The 17,899-nt window shown below is 56.5% G+C and carries 18 protein-coding genes; all 18 read right to left on the bottom strand.

The window, feature by feature from the left end:
• Positions 1 to 16 precede the first annotated feature (16 nt).
• A complete protein-coding gene (locus tag D7S44_RS19525; RefSeq protein ID WP_120457713.1) occupies positions 17 to 1,252 on the bottom strand; it encodes an MFS transporter in 1,236 nt (411 codons plus the stop codon).
• A gap of 108 nt (positions 1,253 to 1,360) precedes the next feature.
• The gene (phoU, locus tag D7S44_RS19520) at positions 1,361 to 2,095 is read right to left on the bottom strand and encodes a phosphate signaling complex protein PhoU (RefSeq protein WP_033755423.1); all 735 of its coding nucleotides are present in this window, start codon (positions 2,093 to 2,095) and stop codon (positions 1,361 to 1,363) included.
• Positions 2,096 to 2,111: 16 nt separating this feature from the next.
• Positions 2,112 to 2,885 (bottom strand): phosphate ABC transporter ATP-binding protein PstB, encoded by a 774-nt coding sequence (gene pstB, locus D7S44_RS19515; protein ID WP_120457711.1) that lies wholly within the window; start codon positions 2,883 to 2,885, stop codon positions 2,112 to 2,114.
• A gap of 44 nt (positions 2,886 to 2,929) precedes the next feature.
• Positions 2,930 to 3,820: a phosphate ABC transporter permease PstA gene (gene pstA / locus D7S44_RS19510; protein ID WP_120457709.1), complete on the bottom strand. Its 891-nt coding sequence runs from the start codon at positions 3,818 to 3,820 to the stop codon at positions 2,930 to 2,932.
• Complete coding sequence (gene pstC / locus D7S44_RS19505) at positions 3,817 to 4,779, bottom strand: phosphate ABC transporter permease PstC (protein ID WP_120457707.1); 963 nt, start codon at positions 4,777 to 4,779, stop codon at positions 3,817 to 3,819. Before pstC ends, pstA begins: the two co-directional genes overlap by 4 nt.
• A gap of 86 nt (positions 4,780 to 4,865) precedes the next feature.
• On the bottom strand, positions 4,866 to 5,909 hold the full coding sequence (gene pstS, locus D7S44_RS19500; RefSeq protein WP_120457705.1) for a phosphate ABC transporter substrate-binding protein PstS: 1,044 nt from the start codon (positions 5,907 to 5,909) through the stop codon (positions 4,866 to 4,868).
• Between the two features lie 165 nt (positions 5,910 to 6,074).
• Positions 6,075 to 7,904, bottom strand: coding sequence for a glutamine--fructose-6-phosphate transaminase (isomerizing) (glmS, locus tag D7S44_RS19495; protein WP_120457703.1), 1,830 nt, complete (start codon positions 7,902 to 7,904; stop codon positions 6,075 to 6,077).
• Between the two features lie 148 nt (positions 7,905 to 8,052).
• Entirely contained in the window at positions 8,053 to 9,423 is a 1,371-nt protein-coding gene (gene glmU / locus D7S44_RS19490; protein WP_120457701.1) for a bifunctional UDP-N-acetylglucosamine diphosphorylase/glucosamine-1-phosphate N-acetyltransferase GlmU, read from the bottom strand.
• A gap of 161 nt (positions 9,424 to 9,584) precedes the next feature.
• On the bottom strand, positions 9,585 to 10,004 hold the full coding sequence (locus D7S44_RS19485; protein ID WP_033755408.1) for a F0F1 ATP synthase subunit epsilon: 420 nt from the start codon (positions 10,002 to 10,004) through the stop codon (positions 9,585 to 9,587).
• 24 nt (positions 10,005 to 10,028) lie between these two features.
• A complete protein-coding gene (gene atpD / locus D7S44_RS19480) occupies positions 10,029 to 11,426 on the bottom strand; it encodes a F0F1 ATP synthase subunit beta (protein ID WP_120457699.1) in 1,398 nt (465 codons plus the stop codon).
• 29 nt (positions 11,427 to 11,455) lie between these two features.
• Entirely contained in the window at positions 11,456 to 12,322 is an 867-nt protein-coding gene (gene atpG / locus D7S44_RS19475) for a F0F1 ATP synthase subunit gamma (protein ID WP_120457697.1), read from the bottom strand.
• Between the two features lie 52 nt (positions 12,323 to 12,374).
• Positions 12,375 to 13,916, bottom strand: a complete 1,542-nt coding sequence (atpA, locus tag D7S44_RS19470; protein ID WP_120457695.1) for a F0F1 ATP synthase subunit alpha — start codon at positions 13,914 to 13,916, stop codon at positions 12,375 to 12,377.
• A 14-nt stretch (positions 13,917 to 13,930) separates the two neighbouring features.
• A complete protein-coding gene (gene atpH / locus D7S44_RS19465; RefSeq protein ID WP_120457693.1) occupies positions 13,931 to 14,464 on the bottom strand; it encodes a F0F1 ATP synthase subunit delta in 534 nt (177 codons plus the stop codon).
• A gap of 14 nt (positions 14,465 to 14,478) precedes the next feature.
• Complete coding sequence (atpF, locus tag D7S44_RS19460; RefSeq protein ID WP_081140530.1) at positions 14,479 to 14,949, bottom strand: F0F1 ATP synthase subunit B; 471 nt, start codon at positions 14,947 to 14,949, stop codon at positions 14,479 to 14,481.
• A 113-nt stretch (positions 14,950 to 15,062) separates the two neighbouring features.
• Complete coding sequence (gene atpE, locus D7S44_RS19455) at positions 15,063 to 15,302, bottom strand: F0F1 ATP synthase subunit C (RefSeq protein ID WP_003849523.1); 240 nt, start codon at positions 15,300 to 15,302, stop codon at positions 15,063 to 15,065.
• Between the two features lie 48 nt (positions 15,303 to 15,350).
• Positions 15,351 to 16,169 carry a F0F1 ATP synthase subunit A gene (atpB, locus tag D7S44_RS19450; RefSeq protein WP_120457691.1) on the bottom strand — a complete coding sequence of 273 codons (819 nt, stop codon included), beginning with the start codon at positions 16,167 to 16,169 and terminating at the stop codon, positions 15,351 to 15,353.
• 8 nt (positions 16,170 to 16,177) lie between these two features.
• A complete protein-coding gene (atpI, locus tag D7S44_RS19445; RefSeq protein WP_120457847.1) occupies positions 16,178 to 16,558 on the bottom strand; it encodes a F0F1 ATP synthase subunit I in 381 nt (126 codons plus the stop codon).
• A 713-nt stretch (positions 16,559 to 17,271) separates the two neighbouring features.
• Positions 17,272 to 17,889, bottom strand: a complete 618-nt coding sequence (gene rsmG / locus D7S44_RS19440) for a 16S rRNA (guanine(527)-N(7))-methyltransferase RsmG (protein ID WP_120457689.1) — start codon at positions 17,887 to 17,889, stop codon at positions 17,272 to 17,274.
• Positions 17,890 to 17,899 lie beyond the last annotated feature (10 nt).

Raw genomic sequence — 17,899 nt, 5'->3', positions numbered from 1 at the left:
CGACTGGCTTTCTTAATCAACCAATGGCGCCCAGCGAATCATCGTTACCCTGCTTTTTCGGTAGCAAAAAGAGCGTGGCGAAGATATCCAGCAGGTAAATTAGCGCCAGCAGCGTAATCGCCGCGACAAAGGAGATCTTCGCCGCCAGCAGCCCGATCACCAGCGGGCCGAAACCGCCGACGCCGCGTCCGAGGTTGAATAAGACATTCTGCGCCGTGGCGCGCGCCTGCGGCGGGAAGGTGTCGGAGATCAGCGCGCCGTAGCCGCCAATCATGCCGTTGACGAACATGCCCATTAGCGCGCCGGTGAACAACATCACGGTGGGATCGCGCAGCTGCGCGTAGATCACCACCATCGCCACCGCGCCGAACTGATAGAGCAGGAAAATTTTCCAGCGCGCGAAGCGGTCCGCCAGCACGCCAAACAGCCAGATGCCGAAGGTCATGCCGACCACGGTGACCGCCGTCCATAAACCCGACTTCGTCAGGCTGAAGCCGAAGTTAGCGGAAAGATAGCTCGGCATCCAGATCATCAATCCGTAATAGCCGAAGTTCTGCACCGAGGTCAGGATAAAGATGCCGAGGCTCGCTTTCGCCGTGGCGCGATCCTGCACCAGCATTTTCAGACGCGCGACGAAAGAGAGCGAAGGCGTCTGCTCTACCTGACGGGTGAAGGCTTCCGGTTCGCCCATGCTGCGCCGCAGCACAAATGAGAACAGCGCAGGCAGCAGGCCGACCAGAAACATGCCGCGCCAGCCGATCACGCCAAGCAGCGGCGGGGTGATAAAGGCCGCCAGCAGCACGCCAAGCTGCCAGCCGATGCCGACCCATGCCGAGGCGCGGTTGCGCTTTTCCGCAGGCCAGGCTTCCGCAATCAGCGCCATTCCGATGCCAAACTCACCGCCCAGCCCCATGCCCGCCAACGTACGGTACGCCAGCAGATCCCAGTAGCCCTGCGCCACCGCGCACAGACCAGTAAAGAGAGAGAACATCAGGATAGTGACGGTGAGAATGCGGATACGGCCAAAACGATCGCTGAGCTGGCCGAACAGAATGCCGCCCACTACCGCACCGATCAGCGTCCAGGTGACCAGCGAGCCCGCCTGTGACGGATCCAGCGCCAGCGACAGGCTAATTGCCGGCAGCATAAATCCCAGAATCAGTAGATCGAAGCCATCCATAGCGTAACCGCTGACGGCGGCCAGCATCGCTTTCGCAGGCGTCACGCTCTGCTTATTGCGAGAAAGAGACATGAGTCAGCACCTTAATGAAGAAAAAGTGCGCCAAGTATATAGAGGAAACGGTTGCGTGTGACAGAAAAGCGGCAGGCCGTGCGCCAGACGGCGCACGGCAGAGAGCAATCAGGAAGGTTTGTTGGAGCCGTCGTCGCCGGAGAGCAGCTCGTCCAGCTTATCGCCGCCAACGTGGCGGAAATCCTGTCCCTTAACGAAATAGAAGATAATTTCGCAGATGTTCTGACAGCGGTCGCCGATGCGCTCGATGGCGCGGGCGCAGAACAGCGCGGTCAATACGCTCGGAATGGTGCGCGGATCTTCCATCATGTAGGTCATCAGCTGACGCACAATGCCTTCGTACTCTTTATCTACCTTTTTGTCTTCACGGTAGATCTGAATCGCTTCGGTAAGATCCATGCGCGCAAAGGCGTCCAGCACGTCGTGCAGCATCTCGACGGTATGACGGCCCAGCGACTCCAGGCTGACCAGCAGCGGCATATGCTGCTGGCCGAATTTTTCCAGCGCGGTGCGGCTGATTTTTTCCGCCACGTCGCCGATGCGCTCCAGCTCTGAGATGGTTTTGATGATCGCCATGACCAGACGCAAATCGCTGGCGGTGGGCTGGCGCTTGGCGATGATGCGCACGCAGGCTTCATCAATCTCCACTTCCATCATATTGACCTTCTGGTCGCCGTCGATTACGCGCTGCGCCAGTTCGCCGTCAAGATTGTGCATCGCGGTGATGGCGTCGGTAAGCTGCTGCTCCACCATGCCGCCCATGATCATCACCTGGGTGCGAATATGTTCCAGCTCCGCATTGAACTGACCGGAGATATGCTTGTTCAGATTAAGGTTATCCATGATTATCTCCTGAAAATCAGCCGTAGCGGCCGGTAATATAATCTTCGGTCTGTTTCTGCGCCGGTTTGGTGAACAGCCTGTCCGTATCGCTGAACTCAATTAACTCGCCCAGATACATAAAGGCAGTGTGGTCGGAACAGCGCGCCGCCTGCTGCATATTATGCGTCACGATGACCACAGTGTAGTCCTGCTTCAGCTCGGTGATCAGCTCTTCAATACGGCCGGTAGAGATCGGGTCAAGCGCCGAGCAGGGCTCATCCAGCAGCAGCACTTCCGGGCGAATCGCAATGCCGCGCGCGATGCACAGGCGCTGCTGCTGACCGCCAGAGAGACTGTAACCACTCTGATGCAGCTTGTCTTTGGTTTCATTCCAGAGCGCGGCTTTGCTCAGCGCCCACTGAACACGCTCGTCCATATCGGCGCGTGACAGCTTTTCAAACAGGCGTACGCCAAAGGCGATATTGTCATAAATCGACATCGGGAAAGGCGTCGGTTTCTGGAACACCATGCCGACGCGCGCGCGCAGCAGGGCGATATCCTGGCTGGAGGCCAGAATATTGTCGCCATCCAGCAGAATGTCGCCTTCGGCGCGCTGCTCGGGGTAGAGCGAGTACATTTTGTTAAAGGTACGCAGCAGAGTCGATTTGCCGCAGCCAGACGGACCGATAAACGCGGTAACCTGGTTCTTGGCGATGTCCAGGTTGATGTTCTTCAGCGCGTGAAATTTGCCGTAATAGAAGTTCAGGTTACGCACCTGAATTTTACCGCTGTTGGAAGTCGCGATACTCATTGCTCGTCTCTCTTAAACGGCGCCGCGCCAGGCAGCGCCGAAGGTTATCCGTGTTTGCTCTTGGTGAAGACCACGCGCGCCAGAATGTTCAGCAGCAGCACGCAGAGCGTGATAATCAGCACGCCCGCCCAGGCCAGGCTCTGCCACTCGGCAAAGGGGCTCATCGCGAACTTAAAGATGGTGACCGGCAGGTTCGCCAGCGGCTGCATCATGTCGGTGGACCAGAACTGGTTCGACAACGCGGTAAACAGCAGCGGCGCGGTTTCGCCCGCGATACGGGCAATTGCCAGCAGCACGCCGGTCAGAATGCCCGATACCGATGCCTTCAGCGTAATCGCGGAGATCATCTTCCATTTCGGCGTGCCCAGCGCGTAAGCCGCTTCACGCATGCTGTCCGGCACCAGCCGCAGCATGTTTTCGGTGGTGCGGATAACAATGGGGATCTGCAGCAGCGCCAGCGCGATAACGCCCGCCCAGCCGGAGAAGTGGTGCATCTGCGCCACCACGATGGTGTAAACGAACAGGCCGACTACGATCGACGGCGCCGAGAGCAGGATGTCGTTAATAAAGCGGATCACTTCCGCCAGCGCCGACTTGCGGCCATATTCCGCCAGGTAGACGCCTGCCAGAATGCCCAGCGGCGTACCGATCACCGTCGACCAGATAATCAGCAGGCCGCTGCCTGCCAGGGCGTTGGCCAGACCGCCGCCGGCAGTATTGGGCGGCGGCGTCGATTCGGTGAACAGCGACCAGCTCAGCCCGTCAACGCCGCGCGTCACGGTGGTGAACAGGATCCACACCAGCCAGAACAGACCAAAGGCCATGGTCAGCAGCGACATCGCCAGCGCAATCTTATTCTTGGTGCTGCGCCAGGCCTGCATCTTACGGCGCGAGGCGTCCAGTTCGGCGCGTGCCTGAAGTTCAATCGTCGTCATGAGCGCGCTCCTTCACTTTTCGCGAGGCGCAGGATCATCAATTTGGAAATCGCCAGCACGATAAAGGTGATAACAAACAGGATCAGTCCCAGCTCCATCAGCGCGGCGACATGCACGCCCGACTCCGCTTCGGCGAATTCGTTCGCCAACGCGGAGGTGATGCTGTTGCCCGGCATAAACAGCGAGGCGCTGTCGAGCTGGTAGGTGTTGCCGATAATAAAGGTGACCGCCATGGTTTCGCCCAGGGCGCGTCCCAGTCCCAGCATCACGCCGCCGATCACACCGTTTTTAGTGAACGGCAGCACGATGCGCCAGATCACTTCCCAGGTGGTACAGCCGATGCCGTAGGCGGACTCTTTCATCATCACCGGCGTCTGCTCGAACACGTCGCGCATCACCGAGGCGATGTAAGGAATAATCATGATCGCCAGAATCACGCCCGCCGCCAGGATACCGATGCCGAAGGCCGGGCCGGAAAAAAGCGCGCCGACGAACGGAATATTCGACATCACCTCGCCGACCGGCGTCTGAAAATATTCGGCGAACAGCGGCGCGAAGATAAACAGGCCCCACATGCCGTAAACGATGCTGGGGATTGCCGCCAGCAGCTCAATAGCGGTGCCGAGCGGACGCCGCAGCCAGCCAGGCGACAGTTCCGTAAGAAACAGCGCGATGCCGAAGCTCACCGGCACAGCAATAATCAACGCAATCAGCGAGGTCACGAGGGTGCCGTAAATCGGCACCAGCGCGCCAAATTCTTCATTCGGCGCATCCCAGGTTTTGTTCCACAGAAAGGAGAAACCAAATTTCTGGATGCTTGGCCATGAGGAGAAAATCAGGGAGACGATAATGCCGCCCAACAGCAACAGGACAATCAACGCCGCCAGCTTAACCAGCGCGCCGAAAATCATGTCACCTTGCTTACCGGGGGCTTTGAATGCCGGCTTCGTTGCAGCCATAGAAGTCTCATTCTTCAGAGGTTGTCAGGGCGGCACAAGGCCGCCCTTAGATCTGGCCGGACGCATGTCCGGCCGGGGTTGTTCGCTTACTGGTACAGCGCTTTGCCAGAACTGTCTTTGATGTTGGCTTTCCATGCCGCGCGGATCTGCTGGGTTACGCTGTCCGGCAGGGTAGCGTAGTCCAGGCTGTTCGCAGTTTTGCTGCCGTTTTTGTAAGCCCAGTCGAAGAACTTCAGCACTTCGCTGCCTTTCTCGGCATTCGCCTGATCTTTATAAACCAGGATGAAGGTGGTGGAAGTGATCGGCCACGCATCGTTGCCTTTCTGGAAGGTCAGATCCTGAGCAAAAGATTTGCTCCAGTCTGCGCCTTTCGCTGCGTTGGAGAAGCTGGTTTCGCTTGGCGCGACCGGCTTGCCGTCGGCATCAACCAGTTTGGTGTAGGTCAGGTTGTTCTGCTTGGCATAGGCGTATTCCACATAGCCGATAGAGCCCGGCAGACGCTGAACGAACGCGGCGACGCCGTCGTTGCCTTTGCCGCCCAGACCAGCCGGCCAGTTAACGGTGTTGCCTTTGCCGATTTTGCTGTTCCATTCTTCGTTCACTTTCGCCAGGTAGCTGGTGAAGACGAAAGAGGTGCCGGAACCATCCGCGCGGCGAACCACGTTGATGTTGGTATCTGGCAGTTTCACGCCCGGGTTCAGCTTAGTGATTGCCGAATCGTTCCACTTTTTGATTTTACCCAGGTAGATGTCGCCGACGGTTTTACCGTCGAGAGTCAGTTCGCCTGACTTCACACCCGGAATGTTAACAGCCAGCACAACGCCGCCAATAACGGTCGGGAACTGAAACAGGCCGTTTTTCTGCAGGTCTTCATCTTTCATCGGCGCATCTGACGCGCCAAAATCCACGGTTTTAGCGATGATCTGCTTGACGCCGCCGGATGAACCAATGCCCTGGTAGTTGATTTTGCTACCGGTGGCTTGCTGATATTCTGCTGCCCACTTGGCATAAACCGGCGCCGGGAAAGTACCGCCCGCGCCCGTCAGATCGGTGGCTGCAAAGGCAGAAACCGTGCTTACGGCGAGAGTGGCGGTAAGGATTCGGGCTACGGTGCTACGCATCAGTGTCATGTTCCCTCCAGGGGAGTTAATCTCAGGCTCAGAGCCGTTGTAGTTGGAGTCAGTGATTGCTGCAGGAGGGAAAATAGGACAGTTTGATGACAGTGAAATGTAGGAAATATGACAGTTATATGACAGGGCGCAAAAAGCAAAGGGGCCCGTTTCCGGGCCCGCTTTTTACTCGACGGTAACTGACTTCGCCAGGTTTCGCGGCTGATCCACGTCGGTGCCTTTAATCAGCGCGACGTGATAAGAGAGCAGCTGCAGCGGAACAGTGTAGAAGATTGGCGCAATCACCTCTTCCACATGCGGCAGAGAGATAATCTTCATGCCGTCGCTGTCGCTGAAGCCAGCGTCCTGATCGGCGAACACGTACAGCAGACCGCCGCGCGCGCGCACCTCTTCAATATTGGACTTCAGTTTTTCCAGCAGCTCGTTGTTCGGCGCCACGACGATAACCGGCATATCGGCATCAATCAGCGCCAGCGGACCATGCTTCAGCTCACCAGCGGCGTAGGCTTCCGCATGAATATAGGAGATCTCTTTCAGCTTGAGCGCACCTTCCATAGCGATCGGATATTGATCGCCGCGTCCCAGAAACAGCGCGTGATGCTTGTCGGAGAAATCTTCCGCCAGCAGTTCAATACGCTTGTCCTGCGCCAGCATCTGTTCGATACGGCTCGGCAGCGCCTGCAGGCCGTGCACGATATCATGCTCGACCTCAGCCGACATGCCGCGCAGTCGTCCCAGCTTCGCCACCAGCATCAGCAATACGGTGAGCTGCGTGGTAAAGGCTTTGGTCGAGGCGACGCCGATTTCAGTGCCCGCTTTGGTCATCAGCGCCAGGTCCGACTCGCGCACCAGCGAAGAGCCCGCGACGTTGCAGATAGCCAGCGAACCCAGGTAGCCCAGCTCTTTGCTAAGGCGCAGCGCCGCCAGCGTATCGGCGGTTTCGCCGGACTGCGACAGGGTAATCAGCAGGCTGTTTTTCCGCACCGCGGATTTGCGGTAGCGGAATTCAGAGGCGATCTCGACGTCGCAGGGAATGTTCGCCAGCGACTCGAACCAGTAGCGCGCCACCATACCGGAATTGTAGGAGGTGCCGCAGGCGATGATCTGAATATGCTCTACCTGGCTCAGCAGGGTTTCGGCATGCGGCCCAAGCTCGCTGAGATCGACTTCGCCATGGCTGAAACGACCGGTTAAGGTGTTTTTAATCGCCATCGGCTGCTCGTAAATCTCTTTCTGCATATAGTGGCGATACACGCCTTTATCGCCCGCGTCGTACTGCACACTGGATTCGATCTCGTCGCGGTTCACCGGATTGCCAGCGCTATCGACGATGGTCACGTCGCGGCGGCTCACTTCGGCGATATCACCCTCTTCCAGATAGATAAAGCGACGCGTCACCGGCAGCAGCGCCAGCTGATCGGAGGCGATAAAGTTTTCGCCAACGCCGCGGCCAATCACCAGCGGACTGCCCGAACGCGCGGCCACCAGCAGCGACGGATCGCGGCTGTCCATGATCACCATGCCATAGGCGCCACGCAGCTGCGGGATAACGCGCAGCACCACTTCGCGCAGCGTTCCGCCCTGTTTCTGCTCCCAGTGCACCAGATGCGCCACCACTTCCGTGTCGGTCTCGGACGTGAAGCGATAACCGCGCGCGATAAGCGCTTCACGCAGCGGCTCATAGTTTTCGATAATGCCGTTGTGCACCACGATGATCTGCTCAGAGACATGCGGATGCGCGTTGGCTTCCGACGGTTCTCCATGCGTTGCCCAGCGCGTATGCGCGATACCGGTGCCGCCAATCAGCGGCTGCTGCTCTGCGGCCTCCGCCAGCACTTGCACTTTGCCGACGCGACGCAGGCGCGTTACGTGGCCCTGACGATCAACGACGGCCAGACCGGCCGAATCATACCCGCGATACTCCAGGCGACGCAGACCTTCCAGCAGGATCTCTGCGATATCGCGCTGCGCTACTGCACCTACAATTCCACACATAAATGTTATTCCTGACCTGATGGTTTTTAACCATCTTTCGTTGTCATACGACCTGATAACCGGCTGTGCCGGGCTCCCCGAGCCTTGTAGAGAGTGGGGATTATTATTGTGTTACTGCTGCGGCCAGCATGTGGCTGGCCGCTAAAAATCACGTCTTCTTCACCGGACGCTGCCAGTGCGCTTTGCTGTTCTGCTCTTTACGGTTGTAGACCAGCGATGCCTCGGTGACATCTTTCATAATGGTGGTGCCCGCCGCGATAGTCGCGCCTGCCGCCACGCTGACCGGTGCCACCAGCTGCGTATCGGAACCGACAAAGACATTGTCGCCGATAATGGTTTTTGATTTGTTGGCACCGTCGTAGTTGCAGGTAATAGTGCCCGCGCCGATATTGACGTTCGCGCCGATCTCCGCGTCGCCGAGGTAGCTCAGATGGCCAGCCTTGGAGCCTTTGCCCAGCGTCGCCTTTTTCATTTCAACGAAATTGCCGACGTGCGCGGCCTGCGCCAGCTCGCTGCCGGGACGCAGACGCGCGAAAGGTCCAACGGTGCAGTCGGCGGCGAGGTTCGCATCCTCGATCACCGTATAGGGGCTGATTTCGCAGTCGTCGCCAATCACGCTGTTTTTAATGATGCAGCCTGCGCCGATTTTTACGCGGTCGCCCAGCGTGACTTCGCCTTCGATGACGACATTAATATCGATCTCGACGTCGCGGCCGTGGTTCAGCACGCCGCGCAGGTCGAAGCGCGCCGGATCGCGCAGCATAACGCCCGCCAGCAGCAGCTTCTCCGCCTGTTCGCTCTGATAAACCCGCTCCAGCGTCGCCAGCTGCAAACGGTTGTTCACGCCATCAGTTTCGCTGGCGCGCGCCGGATGCACCGCATTAATCTGGCGACCTTCCTGGTGCGCCAGCGCGATGATATCGGTGATGTAATATTCGCCCTGCGCGTTGTTATTGGTGAGCTGCGCCAGCCAGCGTTTCAGATCGCCGCCGTTGGCGACCAGAATGCCGGTATTGATTTCCGTGATCTTCAACTGCTCCGGGCTGGCGTCTTTCTGTTCAATAATGCCGACGATAGCGCCATTTTCACGCACGATACGCCCGTAACCGCTGGGGTTATCCAGCACCACCGTCAGCAGGCCGATACCGCCCTGGGGTTTGGCGTCGCGCAGACGCTGCAGCGTCTCCTGAGAGATAAGCGGCACGTCGCCGTAGAGCATCAGGATATCTTCGTCGTCAGCAAATGCGGGGGCAGCCTGCTGCATCGCGTGTCCCGTGCCCAGCTGTTCCGCCTGCAAAACCCAGTTGAGCGACGGCTCCGTCAGCGTGGCCTTCAGCCGGTCGCCGCCGTGGCCGTAAACCAGATGAATATGCTGCGCGCCGAGGCCGGTGGCGGCGTCGATCACGTGCTGAACCATGGGCTTTCCTGCAAGCCTATGCAGAACTTTGGGCAGATCGGAATACATACGGGTTCCCTTGCCGGCAGCAAGGATCACCACGCTCATTGCGCTGTTAGACATAACCATCCTGACAGAATTTTTGACATGCGAAAGTTAAACGGTTTACCCCTGAGATTACTACATTTTTCTCAGGTCGAAATTAGGCGCGCTCTGCTATCGGCGCGTGGGCAAAAAAAAATGCCAGCCCGAAGGGCTGGCATTTCATGACGCATAAAGCCTGATTACATCGCTTTTTTGGTCAGCTCGATCACGCGCAGTTTAGCAATGGCTTTCGCCAGCTCCGCAGAGGCCTGAGCGTAGTCCACGTCGCCGTGGCTGCTGTTCATATGCTCTTCTGCTTTGCGTTTCGCTTCCAGCGCACGCGCTTCGTCCAGGTCGGTACCGCGGATAGCGGTATCGGCCAGAACGGTGGTGCTGCCCGGCTGCACTTCCAGCACGCCGCCAGAGAGGTAAATAAACTCCTCTTCGCCGTGCTGCTTCACGATACGGATCATTCCAGGCTTGATGGCAGTCAGCAGCGGCGCGTGGCCGGGGAAAATACCCAGCTCACCTTCGCTGCCTGACACCTGAATTTTCTGCACCAGGCCAGAGAACAGCTGTTTCTCTGCGCTGACGACGTCCAGGTGATAAGTCATAGCCATTTCTGTCCTCCCGGGAAACCGTTATTACAGTTTCTTCGCTTTTTCCACGGCTTCTTCGATAGCGCCGACCATGTAGAAAGCCTGCTCTGGCAGATGGTCGAACTCGCCGTCCATAATGCCTTTAAAGCCACGGATAGTTTCTTTCAGCGTAACGTATTTACCTGGCGAACCGGTGAAGACTTCCGCTACGAAGAACGGCTGAGACAGGAAGCGCTGAATCTTACGCGCGCGAGCCACCAGCAGTTTGTCGTCTTCAGACAGCTCGTCCATACCGAGGATGGCGATGATGTCTTTCAGTTCCTGGTAACGCTGCAGCAGAGACTGCACGCCGCGCGCAACGTCGTAATGCTCCTGGCCAACAACCAGCGGATCCAGCTGACGGCTGGTAGAGTCCAGCGGGTCAACGGCCGGGTAGATACCCAGAGACGCGATCTGACGGCTCAGAGTAACGGTTGAGTCCAGGTGGGCGAAGGTGGTCGCCGGAGACGGGTCAGTCAAGTCATCCGCAGGAACGTAAACGGCCTGTACGGAGGTGATTGAACCGGTCTTGGTGGAGGTAATACGCTCCTGCAGCACACCCATCTCTTCAGCCAGGGTCGGCTGATAGCCTACCGCTGAAGGCATACGGCCCAGCAGTGCGGAAACTTCCGTACCGGCCAGGGTATAACGATAGATGTTGTCGATGAACAGCAGAACGTCGCGGCCTTCGTCACGGAATTTTTCCGCCATGGTCAGACCGGTCAGTGCAACGCGCAGACGGTTGCCCGGCGGCTCGTTCATCTGGCCATACACCAGCGCAACTTTGTCGATTACGTTGGAGTCGGTCATTTCATGATAGAAGTCGTTACCCTCACGAGTACGCTCGCCCACGCCGGCAAATACTGAATAACCTGAGTGCTCAGCCGCGATGTTACGGATCAGCTCCATCATGTTAACGGTCTTACCTACGCCCGCGCCGCCGAACAGGCCGACTTTACCGCCCTTGGCAAACGGACACATCAGGTCGATAACCTTGATGCCGGTTTCCAGCAGTTCCTGCGAGTTAGACTGATCTTCATAAGAAGGCGCCGCGCGGTGAATAGAGGAGATCTCTACAGCACTGCCGTCTTCTTCTTTGATGTCGCCTTTCATGTCGATCGGCTCGCCCAGCACGTTCATGATACGGCCGAGGGTGGCTTTACCCACCGGAACCTGGATCGGTTTTTTCAGGTCAGCAACTTCCAGACCGCGCTTCAGGCCGTCAGAAGAGCCCATGGCGATGGTACGCACCACGCCGCCGCCCAGCTGCTGCTGAACTTCCAGCACCAGACGAGCATCACCATTCTTAACCTCAAGGGCGTTGTACACTTGCGGTACCGCGTCCTGAGGGAATTCGACGTCAACTACGGCGCCGATAATCTGGACAATCTTTCCAGCTGCCATCTTGAATCCTCTACCTAATTCTTACCTGGTTAAACCGCGGAGGCTCCCGAGACGATCTCGGTGAGTTCCTGGGTGATGCTGGCCTGACGAGCTTTGTTGTATACCAACTGCAGCTCTTTGATCAGATTTCCGCCGTTATCGGTTGCGGCTTTCATCGCCACCATACGTGCGGCCTGCTCACTGGCCAGGTTTTCCACCACACCCTGATAAACCTGCGATTCGACATAACGACGCAGCAGGGTGTCCAGCAGCGCTTTCGGATCGGGCTCGTACAGGTAATCCCAGGTCTTCGCCTTCATCTCTTCTTCACCTTCCGCTGGCGGTAACGGCAGCAGTTGGGTAATGGTCGGAGTCTGAGACATGGTGTTATTGAATTTGTTGCTGACGACATAGAGCTTGTCGATACGCCCTTCGTCGTAAGCCTGCAACATCACTTTTACCGGGCCGATCAGTTCGGACAGGGCAGGTTTATCGCCCATGCCGGTGACCTGAGCCACGACGTTGCCGCCTACGGAACCGAAGAACGCCACACCTTTGGAACCGATGATCGCCAGATCGCTCTGCGCGCCTTTATCGGACCAGGCCTTCATATCTGCCAGCAATTTTTTGAACAGGTTAATGTTCAAACCACCACAAAGCCCGCGGTCAGTCGAAACGACCAGGTAGCCGACGCGCTTAACGTCGCGCTCTTCCAGGTAAGGGTGCTTGTATTCCAGATTCCCTAACGCAAGGTGACCGATCACTTTGCGCATAGTCTCTGCATACGGACGGCTGGCCGCCATGCGTTCCTGCGTTTTACGCATTTTGGAGGCGGCGACCATTTCCATCGCTTTGGTGATCTTCTGCGTGTTTTTCACGCTTCCAATCTTGTTACGTATCTCTTTTGCGCCGGCCATTAGCTTCTCCTCAAAGCCTTGCGGCCTGTCTTTTCAGACAAGCCGCCAGACATTACCAGGACTGGGTTGCTTTAAACGTATCGAGCAGGCCTTTCAGCTTCGCTTCGATGTCGTTGTTGTAGTTACCAGTTTGGTTGATTTCCTGCATCAGCTCGGCGTGGTCGCGATCCGCGAACGCCAGCAGCGCAGCTTCGAAGCTCAGGATCTTCGCCAGTTCAACGTCGTTCAGGTAGCCGCGCTCAGCAGCAAACAGCACCAGACCCTGTTGCGCGACAGACATCGGCGCATACTGTTTCTGTTTCAGCAGCTCGGTCACTTTCTGACCGTGGCTCAGCTGTTTGCGGGTTGCGTCGTCCAGATCGGAAGCGAACTGCGAGAACGCCGCCAGTTCACGATACTGCGCCAGCGCGGTACGGATGCCGCCGGACAGTTTCTTGATGATCTTGGTCTGAGCAGCACCACCTACGCGCGATACAGAGATACCCGGGTTAACCGCCGGACGAATACCGGAGTTAAACAGGTTCGATTCCAGGAAGATCTGACCATCGGTAATCGAGATTACGTTGGTCGGAACGAACGCGGAGACGTCGCCCGCCTGGGTTTCGATAATCGGCAGCGCGGTCAGTGAACCGGTTTTACCTTTAACTTCGCCGTTGGTGAAACGCTCAACGTAGTCAGCGCTTACGCGTGACGCACGCTCCAGCAGACGGGAGTGGAGATAGAACACGTCGCCCGGGAATGCTTCACGGCCCGGTGGACGGCGCAGCAGCAGAGAGATCTGACGGTAAGCGACAGCCTGTTTAGACAGGTCATCGTATACGATCAGCGCATCTTCGCCGCGGTCGCGGAAGTATTCGCCCATGGCGCAGCCGGAGTAGGGCGCCAGGTACTGCAGTGCAGCAGATTCAGACGCAGAAGCCACGACCACGATGGTGTTAGACAGCGCACCGTGCTCTTCCAGCTTACGCACCACGTTAGCGATAGTAGAAGCTTTCTGACCAATTGCGACGTAGACGCATTTGATGCCGGAATCGCGCTGGTTGATGATAGCGTCGATCGCCAGCGCGGTTTTACCGGTCTGACGGTCGCCGATGATCAGCTCACGCTGGCCACGACCGATTGGAATCATCGCATCGACAGATTTGTAACCGGTCTGAACCGGCTCGTCGACTGACTGACGGTCGATAACGCCCGGTGCGATCACTTCAACCGGCGAGAAGCCGTCGTTGTCGATCGCGCCTTTGCCGTCGATTGGCGCACCCAGGGTGTTCACCACGCGGCCCAGCAGGCCACGACCGACCGGCACTTCCAGAATACGGCCAGTACACTTAACCTTCATGCCTTCGGCGAGGTCAGCATACGGACCCATTACCACGGCGCCGACAGAGTCGCGCTCGAGGTTCAGGGCGATAGCGTAACGGTTGCCCGGCAGGGCGATCATCTCACCCTGCATTACATCGGCCAGGCCGTGTACGCGGATGATACCGTCGCTAACAGAGACGATAGTACCTTCGTTGTGAGCTTCGCTCACGACATTGAACTGAGCAATGCGCTGCTTGATCAGTTCGCTGATTTCGGTGGAATTCAGTTGCATATGCTCCAGTCCCCTTAAGACTGCAAGGCGTCTGCCAGACGCTCAAGACGGCCGCGCACGCTGCCATCAATCACCAGATCACCCGCACGGATGATCACGCCTGCCATGACAGACTTATCAATTTTGCAATTCAGCTTAACTTTGCGTGACAGACGTTTTTCCATCGCGGCGCTGATTTTGGTCAGCTGGCTGTCACTCAGCGTACTGGCGGAAATCACATCAACTTCCGCCGTCGCCTCATAGGCGTCGCGCAGTTGAATGAACTGCTCCAGTACAGCCGGAAGCGCGGTCAAACGTCCGTTCTCAGCCATTACCTTAATCAGGTTCTGACCGTGTTCATCTAATTGATCGCCGCAGACGGCAATGAAAGAAGCCGATAACGCTTCCGGCGCCAGCGCGCCGGAGAGAAGATCGGCCATTTGCTCATTGCGTGCTACGGTCGCGGCAAACGCCAGCATATCTTGCCAGCGTTCAATACTTTGATGCTCAACAGCAAAGTCAAAAGCTGCTTTGGCGTAGGGGCGAGCTACAGTAATCAGTTCAGACATCAGCCCCTCCCTCCTTACAGTTCAGCGACCAGTTTATCAACGATGTCGCTGTTAGCAGCTTCATCCACGGAACGTTCGATGATCTTCTCGGCGCCAGCCATTGCCAGCAACGCGACTTGCTTACGCAGCTCTTCGCGGGCACGTTTACGCTCGGCGTCGATCTCTGCCTGCGCTTGCGCCACGATGCGGTTACGTTCGTTCTCAGCTTCAGTTTTCGCTTCGTCCAGAATCTGAGTACGGCGTTTGTTCGCCTGCTCGATAATGACCTGAGCTTCTTCCTTCGCTTTCTTCAGCTGGTCGGTCGCATTAGCCTGCGCGAGATCCAAATCTTTCTTCGCGCGTTCAGCAGAAGCAAGGCCTTCAGCAATTTCTTTCTGGCGCTTTTCGATGGCAGCCATAATCGGCGGCCATACGTACTTCATGCAGAACGCGACAAACAGGATGAACGCGATGGCCTGGCCGAGGATTGTTGCGTTAATGTTCACAGCACAATGCCTCTAAGTAAGTGAGTAACTTATCTGCCGTTATCTCAACGATAAGCGGCAGAACCGTTCATTCATGGCGCTCAAGGCCCTGAATGAACAAACAGCGACAGGCTTTAGGCGACAGCAAACATCACATAGAGACCCAGACCAACAGCGATCATCGGGATTGCATCCACCAGACCCATTACAACAAAGAACTGCGTACGCAGCAGAGGGATCAGATCCGGCTGGCGCGCGGCGCCTTCCAGGAATTTACCTCCGAGGATGCCGATACCGATCGCAGCACCGATTGCCGCCAGGCCCATCATCACAGCGGCAGCCATGTACAGCAGATCCATATTCAGGTTTTCCATGACAGTCTCCAGTTTGTTTCAGTTAAACGCTTAGTGTTGAGAAAAAAATCAATGTTCTTCAGATGCCATCGACAGATAGACAATCGTGAGGACCATGAAAATGAAAGCCTGCAACGAGATGATCAGGATGTGGAAAATGGCCCATGGCACATTCAGCACCCACTGCGACCACCACGGCAACAGACCGGCAATAAGGATAAAGATCAGCTCACCCGCATACATGTTGCCGAACAGTCGCAGACCGAGTGAAACCGGTTTAGACAGCAGGCTAACACCTTCAAGGATCAGGTTGATGGGGATGAAGATCGGGTGATTAAAAGGCTGCAGCGTCAGCTCTTTCGCGAAGCCGCCTACACCTTTCATTTTGATGCTGTAGAACAGAATCAAAATAAAGACGCCCAACGCCATAGACAGCGTGATGTTCACGTCTGCGGACGGCACGACGCGCAGCGCCGGCAGGCCCAGCCAGTGCTCGCCGATATACGGCAGCAGGTCGATAGGCAGCAGATCCATGAAGTTCATCAGAAAGACCCAGACGAAAATCGTCAGAGCCAGCGGGGCGATAAGTTTGCTTTTACCGTGGTACATGTCGCGCACGTTGCCATCAACGAAGCCGATTACCAGTTCGATAGCAGCCTGCATCTTCCCTGGCACGCCGCTGGTGACGCTTTTCGCCACTTTGCGGAACAACACCAGGAAGATGAATCCCAGCACCAGAGAGAAAAACATAGAATCGATATTTAATACCCAGAACGTCGCGGGAGCGTCGTGAGCATTCACTAACTCGAAGGTACGCAGGTCCAACTGAAGGTGCGTCAGATGGTGACCGATGTACTCTTGCGGAGTTTGAGTTTCTCCTGCAGCCATGATGCCTTTTACCCTTTGTTGTTAATTACCGCCGGTGCCAACATCTGAACCACCAGCACCGATAACCAGGTTATCCCAAGCGGCCAGAAAACCGCCCTGAAAACACCCAACGCCACAATGAGCAACACGATGGTTGCGATGACTTTGCCGATTTCGCCGAGGGCGAAACTCCACGCAACCCGTCCGGAAGCCGGGGATTGCCCTTGCAGGCGCCAGGCTAAAAACATGAACAACACGTTTGGCAGCCAGGCTGCCGCTCCGCCAGCAAGCGCAGAGACGCCCCAGGTGACATCTTTCAGGGCAAAGAGAGCGCCGATGATGACAACAGTCACCAGCTGGATTGCCAGCACGGTTCGGGCGAATTTTACACTGTAAAGAGACACTGACATGGCGCGGTTACTCTCCTGCCCCATAAGGGGTATGTCGCGTGTCGTATAAGACTGCCTTTACTCACTCGAGTCAAGCAGCAAAAGCCGTGCAAATTATACGGGCCGCACTTGCGATTTCAATCCGTAAGTAGCCAAAAGGTGAACAATTATTTAAATTTCTTTCCGAATGGCTATTTTTCCAAAGATTGGCAGGCGAAATTATGGTCCCGCGCAGCGCTAATTCGCCTTGAGCCTTGCTTTTAAAGCGTGCTTTAGATCACATTCCAAACACTGTTCCGCTATTCAAATTTGCCAACAAACAGTAACGACGCCTATTAATTCGCACATAATCTTTTGTAAATCAGAAGCCTACTATTTTTACCGTGTCGAGCCAGCGCTATTTTCGATAAAAACAGCGCATTGACAACCCAGAGTGAGGTAAAAACGTTAAATTGATATTACGTACGCGGAGTTATTACCCTGATATATTTTCCCACGTGATTATCTGCGCACGCTGCAGAACGGCATGACGTGATCTTCGTGATAAATAAATGTGAATTAATCGTTAAATGTAACAGGGATTTTCGGATAATTTCCGGCAGAGCTGTTAACGTTATTTCGCTGCCGTCACGATTAAAATTAAACGGCGTCGCGGAATCAACTGCTTCTTTTTTGAACGGCAAAATCGTTAAGGCAAACGCGTGCGAATGCCTTAATCCCTCCGCCTTTTAGGGCTATTCGCGTGCGATAACCACCAGGTGGCGTTCGCCGTCCAGCTCAGGCACCTTAAGCGCTTCAACAGAGACGAGACGGAAACCGGCTGGCAGGCTGGCGATCTCCTCGTCGGGACGTACGCCTTTCAGTGCATAAAAGTGTCCCTGTGCGGAAGGCAGATGATGGCACCAGTTCACCATATCCTGCAGCGAGGCGAATGCGCGGCTGATAACGCCGTCAAACGGCGGCTCGGACGGAAACTCCTCTACCCTGCTCTGCACCGGCGTGATGTTAGTTAACCCCAGTTCGTGCTGCACCTGGCGCAGAAAGCGCACGCGCTTGCCCAGGCTGTCGAGCAGCGTAAAGTGCGCCTGCGGCAGCACAATCGCAAGCGGGATGCCTGGCAGACCCGGTCCGGTGCCGACATCAATAAAGCGTTCGCCCTGCAGATGAGGGGCCACCACGATACTGTCGAGAATATGGCGCACCAGCATCTGCTGCGGGTCGCGCACCGACGTCAGGTTGTAGGCTTTGTTCCACTTGTCCAGCAGGCCGACATAGGCGACCAGCTGCTCTTTTTGTTGATCGGAGAGAGAAATACCGGCTGCCTTAAGCAGCGAAGTGAGTTTTGTAATCACAGCATAAGTC

The sequence above is a fragment of the Pantoea piersonii genome, assembly GCF_003612015.1.
GTDB classification, from domain to species: domain Bacteria; phylum Pseudomonadota; class Gammaproteobacteria; order Enterobacterales; family Enterobacteriaceae; genus Pantoea; species Pantoea piersonii.
The sequence above is the reverse complement of the archived record's forward strand: the minus strand, read 5'-3'. Positions and strand labels throughout refer to the sequence as shown.

Excerpts from the sequence above, each read along its gene's own strand:
- atpG (WP_120457697.1), bottom strand. The coding sequence starts at position 12,322 with ATGGCCGGCGCAAAAGAGATACGTAACAAGATTGGAAGCGTGAAAAAC.
- pstC (WP_120457707.1), bottom strand. The coding sequence starts at position 4,779 with ATGGCTGCAACGAAGCCGGCATTCAAAGCCCCCGGTAAGCAAGGTGAC.
- glmU (WP_120457701.1), bottom strand. The coding sequence starts at position 9,423 with ATGTCTAACAGCGCAATGAGCGTGGTGATCCTTGCTGCCGGCAAGGGA.
- phoU (WP_033755423.1), bottom strand. The coding sequence starts at position 2,095 with ATGGATAACCTTAATCTGAACAAGCATATCTCCGGTCAGTTCAATGCG.
- pstS (WP_120457705.1), bottom strand. The coding sequence starts at position 5,909 with ATGACACTGATGCGTAGCACCGTAGCCCGAATCCTTACCGCCACTCTC.
- pstA (WP_120457709.1), bottom strand. The coding sequence starts at position 3,820 with ATGACGACGATTGAACTTCAGGCACGCGCCGAACTGGACGCCTCGCGC.
- pstB (WP_120457711.1), bottom strand. The coding sequence starts at position 2,885 with ATGAGTATCGCGACTTCCAACAGCGGTAAAATTCAGGTGCGTAACCTG.
- atpA (WP_120457695.1), bottom strand. The coding sequence starts at position 13,916 with ATGCAACTGAATTCCACCGAAATCAGCGAACTGATCAAGCAGCGCATT.
- glmS (WP_120457703.1), bottom strand. The coding sequence starts at position 7,904 with ATGTGTGGAATTGTAGGTGCAGTAGCGCAGCGCGATATCGCAGAGATC.
- D7S44_RS19525 (WP_120457713.1), bottom strand. The coding sequence starts at position 1,252 with ATGTCTCTTTCTCGCAATAAGCAGAGCGTGACGCCTGCGAAAGCGATG.
- atpI (WP_120457847.1), bottom strand. The coding sequence starts at position 16,558 with ATGTCAGTGTCTCTTTACAGTGTAAAATTCGCCCGAACCGTGCTGGCA.
- D7S44_RS19485 (WP_033755408.1), bottom strand. The coding sequence starts at position 10,004 with ATGGCTATGACTTATCACCTGGACGTCGTCAGCGCAGAGAAACAGCTG.
- atpD (WP_120457699.1), bottom strand. The coding sequence starts at position 11,426 with ATGGCAGCTGGAAAGATTGTCCAGATTATCGGCGCCGTAGTTGACGTC.
- atpH (WP_120457693.1), bottom strand. The coding sequence starts at position 14,464 with ATGTCTGAACTGATTACTGTAGCTCGCCCCTACGCCAAAGCAGCTTTT.
- atpE (WP_003849523.1), bottom strand. The coding sequence starts at position 15,302 with ATGGAAAACCTGAATATGGATCTGCTGTACATGGCTGCCGCTGTGATG.
- atpB (WP_120457691.1), bottom strand. The coding sequence starts at position 16,169 with ATGGCTGCAGGAGAAACTCAAACTCCGCAAGAGTACATCGGTCACCAT.